We start from the raw sequence: 13,784 nt of genomic DNA, 5'->3' as shown, positions 1-13,784 counted from the left end.
AATGCGGGGAGCCAGGCTTAGCCTGCCGTAAGCGGGCATTTCAAATGTTAAATGCTCTAAAAGGATATTTCATGACGGCATCCGAACAACACCTGTCGGTTAACCGATCCTGGTTTTCACTGTTGGGCTGGGGCATTTGCCTTGCCCTGCTGGCCTGGTCGTGGGGAGGGGCAGAAATGAATCCCTCGGCCCTGTTCAGCGACGCCCGCAACATGGGTTCGTTCGCGAGCGAGTTTTTCCCCCCCGATTTTTCCGACTGGCGGCTTTATCTCAAGGAGATGGTGGTCACCATCCAGGTGGCTCTTTGGGGCACCGCCCTGGCCGTGGTCTTTGCCGTGCCCTTTGGCATCCTCAGTTCGGACAATCTCGTGCCCTGGTGGGTTTATCAGCCCGTGCGGCGCATTATGGACGCCTGCCGCGCCATTAACGAGATGGTCTTTGCCATGCTTTTTGTGGTTGCCGTGGGCCTTGGCCCCTTTGCGGGCGTGATGGCGCTTTTTGTGCACACCACGGGCATTCTTGCCAAACTTTTTTCCGAAGCCGTAGAAGCCATTGACCCACAGCCTGTGGAGGGCATGCGCGCCACCGGCGCGCTGGCCATTGAGGAAATCCTGTACGGCGTCATCCCCCAGGTGCTGCCCCTGTGGATATCCTTCTCGCTCTACCGGCTGGAATCCAACATTCGTTCGGCCACGGTAGTGGGCATGGTAGGGGCTGGCGGCATTGGCGTGGTGCTGTGGGAGATGATCCGCGGTTTCTACTTTCCCCAGACGTCGGCCGTCATGCTTGTCATTATTGCGGTAGTGATACTTTTTGACATGATTTCCCAATTCATCCGCAAGCGCTTTGTATAATATGCAATACCGTTACGCCGTTTATTACGTCCCTGAGCAGCACAGCCCCCTCTACGCCGCCGGTTCCGCCCTGCTGGGCTACGACGCACGCACCGGGCAGAGCGTGCCCACCCCCTGCCTGCCCCTGCCGCGAGATCTGCCGCACGACCTGCCACACGACCTTTCGTGGGAGTCCCTTGTGGCGGAACCCACGCGCTATGGCCTGCACGCCACGGTCGTTGCTCCTTTTTTTCCGCTGCACAGCAGCGAGGACGCACTGGCCGACACCCTGCGTCTTTTCTGCCAACGCATGGCGGCGGTGCTCACCCCATTGCGCGTGGTGGAGCACCGGGGTTTTCTGGCGCTTATGCCGGATGTGCCAGGGGTGCCGAATGCGACGAATGTGCCGGATGCGCCAGGGGTGACGAGTGCGCCTGACGCTTCGGACAAGGCGGGTACGTCAGGTGAGGCGGATGCGCCAGGCTCGGCGAATGTGTCAGGCCGCAGAGCAATGGCAGCCTTGCGCCATATGGCCGGTGAAGCCACACGCGTGTTCGCGCCACTGCGCAGGCCAGCGCCCGAAGCAGAAACACTGCGTCGGGCCAAAGGGCTGACCAACCGACAACTGGCCTTTCTGCGCACCTGGGGCTACCCGTATGTATTTGAAGAATATGACTTTCATATCAGCCTCACCGGGCCGTCAACAGCCTCGCCCGCCCTTGGCAAAGTGGTGGCCGCCTACCTTGCCGACTCCATAGCTCAGCCACAGAACGTGGCGAGCCTGAGCCTGTGCCGCCAGCCTGTGGACGAGAATCATGAACCGGGAAAACCCTGTACCGGACGGTTCAGGGTTCTGGAATCCTTTCCCCTGAGCAGCACGGGCATAGAGCAATGAGCATGAATGACGCTTTTTCTTCTTCTGTGGCCATGACGGCATCCTGCGCCACGCCGCGCGTGGCGCAGGGCGCCATCCTTACCGAGACGACCCTGGGCCGCTGGACGGACGTGGGGCCGCGTTGCCTGATGCACGGCGTGACCATGGGCGACTATTCCTATGTGTGCAACGACGCCGACCTCATGTACGCCAATGTGGGCAAATTCGTGTCCATCGCCTCGCACGTGCGCATTAACCCAAGCAATCATCCCTGGTGGCGGCCCACCCTGCACCACTTTACCTACCGCCCCGGCAGATACGGCCTTGCCGCTGCCAACGAGACGGACGTTGATGAAGATATTTTTGCCTGGCGCAGGCAGTACACCGTGCGCATCGGCCATGACGTGTGGATAGGGCACGGGGCAGTGCTGCTGCCGGGGGTAAGCGTGGGCAACGGGGCCATTGTCGGCGCGGGCAGCATCGTGACCAAGGATGTTCCCGCCTGGCATATTGTGGTGGGCAATCCCGGCGCAGTGCTGCGGCCACGGTTTGCTGACCCTGGCGTGGCCGAGAGGCTGGAACGCCTGGCCTGGTGGAACTGGCCGGAGGAAACCCTGCGGAGGAACTGGAAGCTTTTTCAGCTGCCGGCCGAACAGTTTTTGCTTGTGGCCGAAGGGCTGGCCGCCATCTGAGCAAAAGGCCTCGCGCCACGCCATATGAACAGGGCACGCATCGACTTTGCCGATGCGTGCCCTGTTCATATGCGCCGCGCATATGTGTGCTCTATTGCAGGGCCTGCCCTATGGCCTGCTGGTAGCCGTGCATGCGCTGCCGCTCAAGGCGTGAGCGCTGCAGTTCCTGGCGCAGGGTATCCCGTGCCCGAATGGCAAGGCTGGTCAGATGTTCCTGCACACGATTGAGTTCAAGGAGGTGTCCCCGGCACTCTTCAACGTTGTCTCCATCCAGCATATGCCAGGCCATGCTGGTGATCTCGTTGCGTTTTTCGGCCAGGGCTACGGCCTTGTCATAGGCCCCGTCCTCAAGTGCGGTCATCTCCTGCATGGCCAGGTCAAGGGCCTGATCCAGCAAGCAAATTCCTTGAGCCATAAACGCTCCTTACCGCCCTACTGGGCAACTCGCCTGACTATCTGATCACGCAGATGTTCGCTGACCTGGCCCCATTCGTTGCAGACGGGCAAGAATTCATATTCCAGCAGGTCGGCCAGCAGGATCCAGTCTTCATTTTCAAGGGCTTCGCCCATTTCAGAAAGCAGGCTGGAAAGTTTTTCCGTCTTTTCGGCAAAGCCCAAAGTGTCTTCGTCGGTATAACGCTGACGCAGATCGCCGAGCATATTCATGAAATCACGGGTGACGTCCAGCAAATCCTGAAAAAGTTCCAGGGCGTCCGTATCCGACGCTTCGCGGAACAGGCGCGAAACATGACGCGCCCCGTGGCCCATCATCTTGCTGACCTTCTCCATTTCACCCGCTATATCCACAGCCAGTTCGCTGCTGGGCACGGAACGCACCTCTACGGAAGAAATGGAATCGCAGGTGATATCTTCAGCCTGATGCGGATAGATCTCCGAAAAGGCTTCCTGATTTACAAGCACATCGGTAATGACGCGACCTTCCAGGCAGTCGTCCTGCATGATGTCGGTCAGCACCTGCTCAAGGTTTTCAAAAGTAGATATGTTTTTGGAGCTTTTATTGCCGTCAACAATAATCATGGTTGTTCCTCCCACACCCCGCAGGGTATAATTTGCCGTCCATAGGCAGTTGCAAATTAAATGCAATCCGTATGCCACTTAAATTATATTATTTCATTCAAATCTGTTACACAGTTTTTCAACTGCCGGATCAGATGGACAAGATCCCTCATGTCACCGCCGCGCTGCTGCCGCATTTCGCGCCAGAAGCCTCCCAGGGCGGACAAAGACACGCTTGCATCCAGCAGGTTTTGCAACCGTTCACAGTTGCGCAAAAACAGTTGCCCTGCCATGGCGCTTTTGCCCACCAGGCCGCCCTGTTCTTCAAGTAAGCATAATAATTGTATTGTCTGCGTCAGACAGTCCCGCACGCTCGAGGCAAAGGCCGGGCTGAACGGGATGGTTGCGTGCTGTTCCGTCATGGGGCGCACCGGGGCATGGGCCAGTGCCCCCGCAGGCGCGCTGCCCGCTTCTTCCACAGGGGGCGCGCCGGGTTCCGCCGTGTTTTCAGCCAGGGAGTCAAGGATCTGACGCCAGAAAACACGCTGGCTGTTCAGCCACAGGCTGCGATCTTCACCCTCATGGCCTGAAAGGCAACGCAAGCTGGCAAAACCCTGACTGTCTTTTTCCGTCAGCCATACGCGAGCTTCGCCAAAGATGCTGCTGGCCTTGTGCGCCGCAGAGATCCAGCTTCCCGACTCAAGCCAGCCCAGGACAAGATCGCCGACGCTCCTGGCTCCAACACGCTCGCGGCAGGCATTCGCATGGGGGCAGGCGCGGCCATAGGGGCAGGGGTGGCAGGGCATGGCCGGTTCAAGGCAACAGCAGCCGGGCAGGTAGGGGCCTGTGTCCCAGGGTTGCGCTGTGGCCAGAAAAATCGCCAGGCAGGGGATGCCCAAGCCTGCCGCAAGGTGCATGGTTCCGGTATCATTGGTGATCAATACGCGGCACTGACAGAGCAGCCCCGCCAGTTGCGGAATATTGGTGCGCCCCACCGCGCTTAAATGCGGCTCTTGCGCCGCCTGCGCATAGGCAGCAGCCAGCGGCGCTTCTGCCGGACTGCCTAGCAGTACCGGGCAAAGGCCTGTCTCGCGCCATATGCGGTCGCCAACAGCGGCGAAATACGCCGCAGGCCACTGCCGCCGCGCCTCGCTGGCCCCAAGCTGCATGGCGACAAAGCCTTTGCACCGGCCGGAAATCCCCAGACTGGCAGCCTCTTCGTCAAGCAGGGCGCGGGCAAAGCGCATATTTTCTTCAGAGGGCGGATGCAGCCCGGAACCTGCCGTATCGTGCGGGCCTCTCAAATTCTCCCGCACGCCGCTCAAATCTTCGCACGTGCCGTCCAGATTCTCCTGCGGGCCGCGCAGATTTTCCTGCGTGCCGTCAGAATCCCCGTGGGTGCCAACTGCATGCATGCGCTCCTTTTCCTGTGCGGACAGGGAGTGCGCTCCGACCATGCGGAAGGTATCCACAAGATTGAAAGGCGTATTGAGGCGGCGCAGTACTGTGCCGGCCAGAAAGGACGTCCAGATGCCGCCGCTGAAGCCGAAGCCCTCCGGATCCATACCAAAGCCCGCTATGCCGTCAGGCTGCGAGGCCAGCATACGGGCCAGCAGGCGGGCGGGCAGCGTGGCTGTGAGGTTGACGACGCGCGCGCCGGGCATCTCCTGATGAATGCGGCGCACAAAGGCCAGCATGTTCAAGGCCGCGTTTCGCCAGTTGCCGCTGACGTCAGCCAGCAGACTGGCCCCGGGCAGGGGCCAGGCCGCATCCACGTGGCGCAGAAGCGGCACAGCCGAAACAAAGTTTTCAAGGCAGACCAGGCCCACGCGCAGGCCAGCCTTGTGCAGATCGTTGACAAGGGCCTGACTTTGCAACAGATCGCCAAAGCGTGTCAGATTAATGATGATAACGCCCATGCCCTCCCCCGTGTCGCCACGGGGCGAAACGGGGGGGAACGGCATGTCTGAAGCGTGTGGTGTGGCGGTAGTCATACAGTACAGGGGGGCGATCAGGCCAGATTGGAGTTGTGTCCGTCATCCAGAAGATTGAGCGCCAGGGTGCGCTCCTGACGAAAACGGTTCTGCACGGCGGCCTGCACTTCGCTGGTTGAAGAGCCGAACTGACCGGCGCGTACCTTGTATACGTTGCTGATGAGCTTGCGCTCATAGCCGGGATCATTGGGGCTGCCGCTCATGTCGTCCGCCCTGGCGAAAATGCGGGCCGCTCCCGTGGGCCCATGCTGCACCGCCGTGCTCCAGATCACTTCGCGCATGGCGGTGGAGAGCTTGTCCGCATCAAGCGAGGTGCGCTGGGCTATGGCCTCCACAGCGGGCTTGTAGTGGCTTTCGCGCACAAAGGCCTCCTGAAGCTCCTCAAAACGCTCCGGCTGCTCATTGGCAATGGCGCGCCAGACATCGGGCATGGCTCCCTTGCGGCTGCCCGTATTGCCGGGCCCGGCCGAACGCAGCCTTTTGGAAAGCTCCGGCGCTTCGCTGTCCAGAAAATCCAGAAAATCACCGAGACTGCCCGCGCGTGATGACACCTGATACTTGCCGTAGGAGGTTCCGCCGTTGCGGTCATAGCCCACGGCGGCAATACCGTCGCGGCCAGACTCGAACTGGGCGGAAAGCTTGCCCATTTCAAGGTCTTCTGCACTGGTTTTATGGCGCGCCTGACGCGCCTTGCCCTGCCCCTGCGGACGGGAATGCACAAAGTCCGAGACGGTAAAACCGCTCATCTTGTCGCCCAGAGCGCTTGTCATGGAGCGCAGGTGGCGGGCCGTGCCCATGCTGCGGGCCAGATCCAGGGTGGAACCGCCGCCGCCCACACTTTGCATAAGACCCTCAATTGCCTGCGTCTGGCGCATATCCGTCTGGGCCTTGTTGAAAACCTGGGAGCGCATGAGGTCGCTGGGGGTGCGCCCGGCCAGCACCATACCGTTTCGTCCCGCCGCCTGGCCGCCCATTTGGCCGCCTATTGGGCCGCCTGCAAGGTTAACGGGCATGCCAGCACCGGCAGTGGCTTGTACGCTCTGGCTTTGCACAGCCTGCTGCGACTGTGCGCTGTCTTCTGCCTGACGTGCCTGCCCCTGCATGACAGCGGCAAAACTTGGCCCACCCGTGGCGGCAGCGGACGCAGAACGACGCTGTCCGGCCTGCTGGCCATGCTGCGCCTCGGTGGGCGGACGGATAAGAAAATTTGAAAGCGCCATATACTATTCCTCCCGGGGCGTCCGCCTTTGAGAACCTGCATTCTCAAAGTTGCGACACGCCCGCATCGTCGCTTAACAGCTTCAGTAAACAGCTATGTTGTCTGCACCGACCACCGGCTTACGGTCAGAAATGTCGGCCAGTTATTTTAGAGCATTTCGTTTTTGAAACACTCCTTGTTCCAAAGCATCATTCTGGCGAACAACGTGGTTTGCGCCAGCCATCAGCAGGCTGCTCGCTCTATTAACCAATTGCTGTCTAAATCCGTAGCTTCCTTCGTCGCAACGGCTAAAGCTCGCCAGAATCCACGCCCTTCGTGGCGGCTGCCGCCTTCGCGTCAGCAGAGCAATTTCAGAGTGAAATTGCTCTAGGCCGTAAGGAAGCCGCACTTGCGACTTCAATGCCCAGGCCCGCTCGTGCAGTCATCAAAACCGGTTTATTCCGTAACTGCACACGACGTCGGCTCTGCCGCCACACCGGGGAAAAGCAAGGACAATGCCAAGGCATCAAAGACATGACATTGCAGCGGGTTGCCGGGGCGGCTGGCGCAGAGGGCAGCATGCGGGGCCAGCTGTGGCTGGGGTTTGGACGGGATTGCGCCAGAATACCGACGCAGGGCTGAAGCATTTTTTGCCTTGGAGCACGCCAGGGATCACGCGAGGCCAGGGCCGGGGATCACGGGAGTGCCAAGGCCAGGGGATCACGGGGTATCACGGGGTATCACGGGGTATCAGGAGGGATCACGGGGGGGAATACAGGGGATGATGGCTCACGGCAGACACACGACGGGGCGCACGCGAGAGATGGCACACGGCAGACACACGGCGGGAGACAAAGGAAGCCCAGGGGGAGCCCAGGAGGAGCACAGGGGGAGCCAGAGGGCAAGCGCAGCCTGTTCTGATGCGTCAGCTTCAAGGGCGGGCTAAAAATCCAGCTTGAACTGCATGCCCATGCCCAATACGGAATCGGGCTGCTTGTTGTTGGAGGGACGTTCCCGATGCTCGTTTCTGAGTATGAGCTCCGGCCCCAGGCCGATGTTCATGTCCTCGCTCACTTCGGTGTCGGCGTAGGCGCGCACCACGTGGCGGCTTTCCATACTCAGGTTCTCGTCGGGCGTCTTGTCACTTGTGGCCGATTCTCGCCAGGGTGAACTCTCGTCGTCCACGCTCAGGGCAAGAGCGCCCTTTTTTTTGCTCTTTTCCGCCTGACTCAGGGCGCTGTCGATGCCCTTGGAGGTGTTCACCACCTGGCCGGGGGTAATATCTTTCGGCACAGGGCTGCCAACGGCGCGTCCCTGCAGGTTGTTGGTGGGCATGCCCTGGATCTGCCATGCGTCTCGGCTGCTGCCCTCACTGAAGGTCCAATCCCGGGCATGCAGAGAATTTTTCTGTTTTTTCACAGGCAACTGCCTGGCGGAAGAGGCCGCGGGAGCTTTCTGCATTTTCCCTGCGGCTGGCTTTTCCTTTTTCAGCTTGTCCGCCGCCTGGGCGTTTTGCGCCTGCACTGTGGCGTCGGCAGCGCGAGAGGACGGCACCGGGGCCGCCACCAGCACGAAAAAGAGAAGAAGAGCGGAGTACACTGTCTTGTCCATAATTGCTCTTACGATAGTCACTCAAGGTTGTAAAGTTCTTGCCAGGAACCGCCGTCCCTGCACAAAAGGGCAAATGTATGGCCGCCGTGTCGCATCCATATTTCGGATCCCAAATTTTCGCACGCGCTGGAGCTTGGAGCCATTGCCCCCTGAAACTTCTTTCATAACACGACACGGTAAAGGTTTTAGGGGGGGCGTGGGGGAGGAGACCCTTTTTTAGAGCATTTACCCTTTTTTAAAGGATAAATGCTCTAACGCCGCACGAGAGTGCGGCGCGCCACAACGTGGCGTGGATTCTGCCGAGCTTTAGCCGTTGCGACGAAGGAAGCTACGGATAAAGACAGCAATTGGTTAATAGAGCGATCAGCCTGCTGATGCTTGGCGCAAATCGCATTTTTGGCAGAATGGCACCTTTGAAGTGTAAAACATTTCAATGGTAATCTGGTATAAAAAGGGTCCCTCCCCCACAAAAAAATTGCACTATGCCACTGCACTATGCCATTGCGCCATACCACTGCCCTGATCCTGCCCACATAAAAAAGGCCCCCTGACGACAGTCAGAGGGCCTGATGTTCTTGAAGCAAGCGCGGTTAGAGCGTTTTAGAGCAATTTCTCTTTGAAATTGCTGTGGCGGATGCGAGAGCAGACGCCCGCCGCGGAGGCGTAAGCGCAGTTTATCTGCGCGGTTAAACGCCGGAGCGGGCGTCTTGGAAGCATTGAGAATAGATATTCTCAATGCGAAAATGCTCTAAAGGCTTACGCCGCCCTTGGACTGATCCTGTGTTGCAGGCTGGGCCTTGACAGGTTGGGGTGCGGCCTTGCCGGAAACCGGAGCCTTGCCCAGCGCGCCTGTGCTGGTTTCCTGATCAAGCAGTTTTTCGGTGCTGACCACGGGGAAGCTGGGGCTTGCGCCGGGGTCGTTCCAGCCGCCGCCAAGGGCCATGCACACGCTGACCACGCTGTTAAGGCGGTCACGCAGAGCCGCGGCCAGTTGCAGTTCGGCGGCGAAAAGCTGCCGTTCGGCATCCAGCACGGTCAGATAGTCTGTGTAGCCGTTATCGTATTGCAGACGCGCGATGGTGGTGGCGCGCCGCAGGCTTTCCACCTGAATCTGCATGCTGCGCACAATGGAGTCAGCTTCGCGCTGGGTCGTCAGGGCTGTGCGCATGTCCTGGAACGCCGTCTGCACGGTCTTGCGGTAGACTGCGATGGAGGCATTTTTACGCGCCTCGGCATCCTTGACATTGTACCATGTGCGGCCAAAGTCCAGCAGGGGCATCGAACCGGTGACGCCATAGCTCCACGCTCCGGCGGGGCCGGTGAACAGGCTGCCCACGGCCGAACTGACCGTGCCCAGCATGCCCGTCAGCGAGATGGAGGGGAAGAACTGGGCGCGGGCCACGCCGATATTGGCATTGTAAGCCATCATGGTGAACTCGGAGGCGCGCACGTCAGGCCTGCGTTGCAGCAGGTCGGACGGCAGCCCTTCGGGCACCACGGGCGGTGAAGGCAGCATGCCAATGGCCTGACCGCGCGGCATGCCGCGTTCCATAATGTCGCGGGGCGAGCGGCCCAGCAGAACGGCCAGACCGGCTTCGGCCTTGTCTACAGCCACGGTGCTGGTGTGCACCTGGGCGCGGGCGGTTTCCACCTCGGCCCTGGCACGCTGCCAGTCAAGCTCGGTGATGTCGCCCTGCTTGTAGCGGCTCGTGTAGATGCTGAACGCATCCTCGCGGGTCTTGAGGGTACGGCGGGCCGTATCAAGCTGCATGTCCAGCGCCAGCAGGGCAAAATAGCCCTGGGCGGTCTGCCCTGCCACCGAAAGGCGCAGGGCCTCGTGACCGATGACCGTGCTCATGAGCACGTCACTGAGCATGGTGTAGTTGTTGCGGTATTTGCCCCAGAGGTCCAGCTCCCAGGAGGCGTTGAGCGCAGCCTGATTGGTGGCCGTGGTGCGGTTAAGACCGCTCCTGTTGAACGGCGTGGTATTGGGCGTCTTTTCAGAAGCGCCTGCGGCCACGGATCCGGCCGAACCGCTCACAGCGGGCAGCAGATCGGCGGTGGCTATGCCAACCTGTGACGCGGCGGAATCAATCTTTGCGAGAGATTCGGCCAGGTCCTGGTTATTTTTCAGAGCCTCGTCCACCATGGAGGTAAGCACGGGGTCATTGAAACGTGTCCACCAGTCGGTATTCAGGGGCGCTGCCCCGGCATCAACTTTTTGCCACTGGCTCGGCATGTTCATTTCGGGGCGCTCATAGCGCGGCGCAAATGAGCAGGCCGAAAGCGCGAGCACGGCCAGCAGGGCGACAATGGCCCCGGCCGGGTTCATGCGTCCGGCAGTACTGATGGAACTCATAGATCCTCCTGTTCGTTGCCGGAACCGTCCTTACCGGCGTTCGGATCCTTCTTGCCCTGGAGTTTCAGGGAGAGCTGCATAATTATCTTGAAGAAGTACGGCACAAAGAGCGTGGCGAGGCACGTGGCCGCCAGCATGCCGCCGATGACCGCCGTGCCCAGGGCGTGACGGCTGTTGGCGCCAGCGCCGGTGCTGATGGCCAGGGGCACGCAGCCCAGAATAAAGGCCAGCGAGGTCATGACAATGGGCCTGAACCGCAGACGGGAGGCAAAGGATGCCGCCGAATCAAGGCTGCGGCCGCCACGCCATGCCTCAACCGCGAATTCCACGATCAGGATGGCGTTTTTGGCTGCCAGACCCACCAGAGTGACCAGGGCTACCTGGAAGTACACGTCGTTGGAAAGGCCGCGTCCCCAGGTGGCCAGCAGTGCGCCGAACACGCCAAAGGGCACGGCCGTGAGCACCGAAAGGGGCAACGACCACGATTCATACTGTGCGGCCAGGATCAAAAAGACCATGACCAGGGCCAGAATGAAGATGGTTGTGGTGTCTGTGCTGGCCATTTTTTCCTGAAGCGCCGAACCCACCCAGCCGAGGCTGTATTCGGTGGGCAATATGGCCTTGGCCGCTGCTTCCATCTGGCTGAGGGCCTGCCCCGAAGAAAAGCCCGGAGCTGGCGAGCCCATGACGTGGGCCGCCGGGAAGACGTTATAGCGTTCCACCACCTGGGGGGCGGTGCGCCGTTCAAGGGTCATGACCGCAGTCAGGGGGATCATCTCGCCCTTGCTGTTGGGCACATACACGTTGCTCAAATCTTCGGGCAGCAGGCGGTAGTCCGCCTCGGACTGCAGGCGCACCTGGAAGGTACGGCCCATATAGTTGAAGTCGTTCACATACGCGCCACCAAAGGTGCCGCCCATGGCCGTGAATACGTCGGCGATGTTGATGCCCATGTCCTTGCAGCGTTCGCGATCCAGGTTGGCGTACAACTGGGGCGATCCGGTGGAGAACAGGTTGCGCAGCATGCCGATGGCCGGATACTTGCGTTTGCCGTCGGGGCCAACAGCCATGACTTCCTGCACCAGCTGGTTGGTCTGGTTTTCCAGGTCAAGCAGGGTGCCTGTGCCGCGCATCTGTATGTAACCTTCAAAGCCGCCCGTGGTGCTCATGCCGCTGATGGGCGGGGGCGCAAAGCCCATGATAAATGCTTCGGGCTGCATGACGGTGACCGCACCGACGGTTTTCAGCACGGCGTCGGAAGACATGTCGGCTTTTTTACGCTCGCCCCACGGTTTGAGCAGGGCAAAGAAGGTGCCGTAGTTGCTCTTGACGGAGATGGACGTGATGTCCAGGCCCGACAGGGTGCCCAGGCTCTGCACGGCAGGATTTTTCAGCATGAAGTCGGTGAGAACCTTGTTGACCGCCGTGGTGCGGTGCTGCGAAGCGCCGTCGTCCAGAATGGCCATGCCAAGGATATAGCCCTGGTCTTCGTTGGGCACGAGGCCGCCGGGAACAACCCTGAGCAACCACACGCACAGAAGAATCATGAGCGCGAACAAGGGCAGCGCGCGCATGCTCGAGGCCTTGAGGAAGTCGACTATGTGCACATAGCCGTTGGTCACGCCGTCAAAGAACTTGTTGAACCATACAAAGCCCCTGGCGGGTTTGTAATCGTGGCTGTGCGGCTTGAGCAGCAAGGCGCAGAGGGCCGGGGTGAGCGTCAGCGCCACCACGCCCGACAGCACCACCGATACCGAGATGGTGATGGCGAACTGCTTGTACATCTGCCCCGCAAGACCACCCATGAAGGACACGGGAATAAACACGGCGCAGAGCACGAGCACAATGGCCACAATGGGGGCCGTGACCTCGTTCATGGCCTTGGCCGTGGCCTCCTTGGGCGGCAGATGCTCCGAGGTCATGATGCGTTCCACGTTTTCCAGCACCACGATGGCGTCGTCCACCACGATGCCGATGGAAAGCACCATGGCGAAGAGCGTCAGCGTATTGATGGTATAGCCGAAAGCATAAAGGCCCGCGAACGTGCCGATAATGGACACGGGAACGGCCACGCAGGGAATGATGGTGGCGCGCCAGCTCTGCAGAAAGACATACACAACGATGAACACCAGAATCATGGCCTCCACCAGGGTGGAGAGCACTTCGTGGATGGATTCGAGCACGAAGTCGTTGGTGTTCACAAGGATGGTGTAGTCAAGGCCGTCGGGCATGGTCTTGCCGATTTCGGCCAGCTTGTCCAGCACGCGGTCGCCTGTGGCGATGGCGTTGGCGCCGGGCAGCAGATAGACCGCCCCCATGCGCGCCACCATGCCGTTATAGCGGGAGGTAACGCTGTAGTCCTTGCCGCCCAGCTCTACGCGGGCCACGTCCTTGAGGCGCAGCATGGCGCTGTCCGGGCCACGGCGCACGATGATCTCGCCGAATTCTTCCGGCGTGACCAGACGGCCCTGGGCATCGATCTGCCAGGTAAGCTCCGTGGTATCGGGCGAGGGCATTTCGCCAAGACGCCCTGGGGCGTACTGTGAGTTCTGCTCCTGAATGGCCGCAGACACTTCATTGACCGACACGCCATACTTGGCCAGCTTGTCCGGCTGCAGCCAGATGCGCATGGCATAGTCCATGCTGCCGAAAATGACGACGTCGCCAACGCCTGCAACGCGCTTGAGCGCGTCCACCACGTTGATCTGGGCCCAGTTGTTGATGTAGACCTGATCGTAGCGGCCATCGGGCGAAAAATACGAGAACACCAGCAACATGGCCGGTGAACGCTTGAGCACGCTGACGCCCTGACGGCGCACCGCTTCTGGCAATATGGTCTGCGCCAGGTTGACCTTGTTGTTGACGTTGACAAGGGCCATATCCGAGTTGGAACCCAGCGCGAAGTACACGTTGATGCTGCCAGAGCCCGAACCGGAGGCCGCCATGGAAGTCATGTACAGCATGTTTTCCACGCCGTTGATGTTCACTTCCAGAGGGGCCAGCACGGTGGAGGCAATGGTTTCAGCCGATGCGCCGGGGTACGTCACGCTGACGTTGACCGTGGGGGGCACAAGGTCGGGGTACTGCGCGATAGGCAGTGCCCGCATGGCCAGTGCGCCCACCAGGGTAATGACAATGGATATGACCGCAGAGAGAATGGGTCTGCGTAAAAAGAAATTCGGCTTTGTGGAAACAGCCATATTTAA

At 60.2% G+C, this 13,784-nt stretch carries 10 protein-coding genes; 3 read left to right on the top strand and 7 right to left on the bottom strand.

The window, feature by feature from the left end:
* Nucleotides 1-71 precede the first annotated feature (71 nt).
* Genes phnE through RBR41_RS07210 form a run of 3 tightly spaced genes read left to right on the top strand, consistent with a single transcriptional unit; the run spans nucleotide 72 to nucleotide 2,399 of the window.
* Nucleotides 72-854, top strand: a complete 783-nt coding sequence (phnE, locus tag RBR41_RS07220) for a phosphonate ABC transporter, permease protein PhnE (protein ID WP_320351911.1) — start codon at nucleotides 72-74, stop codon at nucleotides 852-854.
* 1 nt (nucleotide 855) lies between these two features.
* Nucleotides 856-1,728: a DUF1045 domain-containing protein gene (locus RBR41_RS07215; RefSeq protein WP_320351910.1), complete on the top strand. Its 873-nt coding sequence runs from the start codon at nucleotides 856-858 to the stop codon at nucleotides 1,726-1,728.
* Between the two features lie 2 nt (nucleotides 1,729-1,730).
* The gene (locus RBR41_RS07210; RefSeq protein ID WP_320351909.1) at nucleotides 1,731-2,399 is read left to right on the top strand and encodes a DapH/DapD/GlmU-related protein; all 669 of its coding nucleotides are present in this window, start codon (nucleotides 1,731-1,733) and stop codon (nucleotides 2,397-2,399) included.
* A gap of 91 nt (nucleotides 2,400-2,490) precedes the next feature.
* Here RBR41_RS07210 and RBR41_RS07205 read toward each other — a convergent pair whose 3' ends face one another.
* The 7 genes from RBR41_RS07205 to RBR41_RS07175 all read right to left on the bottom strand — a co-directional run bounded on the left by RBR41_RS07205 (nucleotide 2,491) and on the right by RBR41_RS07175 (nucleotide 13,778).
* Nucleotides 2,491-2,814, bottom strand: a complete 324-nt coding sequence (locus tag RBR41_RS07205) for a hypothetical protein (protein WP_320351908.1) — start codon at nucleotides 2,812-2,814, stop codon at nucleotides 2,491-2,493.
* Between the two features lie 17 nt (nucleotides 2,815-2,831).
* Nucleotides 2,832-3,437 (bottom strand): hypothetical protein, encoded by a 606-nt coding sequence (locus RBR41_RS07200; RefSeq protein ID WP_320351907.1) that lies wholly within the window; start codon nucleotides 3,435-3,437, stop codon nucleotides 2,832-2,834.
* Nucleotides 3,438-3,520: 83 nt separating this feature from the next.
* Nucleotides 3,521-5,380 (bottom strand): glycosyltransferase family 9 protein, encoded by a 1,860-nt coding sequence (locus tag RBR41_RS07195; protein WP_320351906.1) that lies wholly within the window; start codon nucleotides 5,378-5,380, stop codon nucleotides 3,521-3,523.
* A 47-nt stretch (nucleotides 5,381-5,427) separates the two neighbouring features.
* Nucleotides 5,428-6,630, bottom strand: a complete 1,203-nt coding sequence (locus RBR41_RS07190) for a hypothetical protein (protein WP_320351905.1) — start codon at nucleotides 6,628-6,630, stop codon at nucleotides 5,428-5,430.
* A 920-nt stretch (nucleotides 6,631-7,550) separates the two neighbouring features.
* Entirely contained in the window at nucleotides 7,551-8,219 is a 669-nt protein-coding gene (locus tag RBR41_RS07185) for a hypothetical protein (RefSeq protein WP_320351904.1), read from the bottom strand.
* Nucleotides 8,220-8,967: 748 nt separating this feature from the next.
* A complete protein-coding gene (locus tag RBR41_RS07180) occupies nucleotides 8,968-10,578 on the bottom strand; it encodes an efflux transporter outer membrane subunit (protein ID WP_320351903.1) in 1,611 nt (536 codons plus the stop codon).
* Entirely contained in the window at nucleotides 10,575-13,778 is a 3,204-nt protein-coding gene (locus RBR41_RS07175) for a multidrug efflux RND transporter permease subunit (protein ID WP_320351902.1), read from the bottom strand. The genes RBR41_RS07180 and RBR41_RS07175 overlap by 4 nt, the downstream gene beginning before the upstream one ends.
* Nucleotides 13,779-13,784 lie beyond the last annotated feature (6 nt).

This window comes from Desulfovibrio sp., assembly GCF_034006445.1.
GTDB lineage: Bacteria > Desulfobacterota > Desulfovibrionia > Desulfovibrionales > Desulfovibrionaceae > Desulfovibrio.
The sequence above is the reverse complement of the archived record's forward strand: the minus strand, read 5'-3'. Positions and strand labels throughout refer to the sequence as shown.

Bases quoted from the DNA above. Each gene is read 5' to 3' on its own strand.
- phnE (WP_320351911.1), top strand. From the start codon at position 72: ATGACGGCATCCGAACAACACCTGTCGGTTAACCGATCCTGGTTTTCA.
- RBR41_RS07215 (WP_320351910.1), top strand. From the start codon at position 856: ATGCAATACCGTTACGCCGTTTATTACGTCCCTGAGCAGCACAGCCCC.
- RBR41_RS07210 (WP_320351909.1), top strand. From the start codon at position 1,731: ATGAATGACGCTTTTTCTTCTTCTGTGGCCATGACGGCATCCTGCGCC.
- RBR41_RS07205 (WP_320351908.1), bottom strand. From the start codon at position 2,814: ATGGCTCAAGGAATTTGCTTGCTGGATCAGGCCCTTGACCTGGCCATG.
- RBR41_RS07200 (WP_320351907.1), bottom strand. From the start codon at position 3,437: ATGATTATTGTTGACGGCAATAAAAGCTCCAAAAACATATCTACTTTT.
- RBR41_RS07195 (WP_320351906.1), bottom strand. From the start codon at position 5,380: ATGCCGTTCCCCCCCGTTTCGCCCCGTGGCGACACGGGGGAGGGCATG.
- RBR41_RS07190 (WP_320351905.1), bottom strand. From the start codon at position 6,630: ATGGCGCTTTCAAATTTTCTTATCCGTCCGCCCACCGAGGCGCAGCAT.
- RBR41_RS07185 (WP_320351904.1), bottom strand. From the start codon at position 8,219: ATGGACAAGACAGTGTACTCCGCTCTTCTTCTCTTTTTCGTGCTGGTG.
- RBR41_RS07180 (WP_320351903.1), bottom strand. From the start codon at position 10,578: ATGAGTTCCATCAGTACTGCCGGACGCATGAACCCGGCCGGGGCCATT.
- RBR41_RS07175 (WP_320351902.1), bottom strand. From the start codon at position 13,778: ATGGCTGTTTCCACAAAGCCGAATTTCTTTTTACGCAGACCCATTCTC.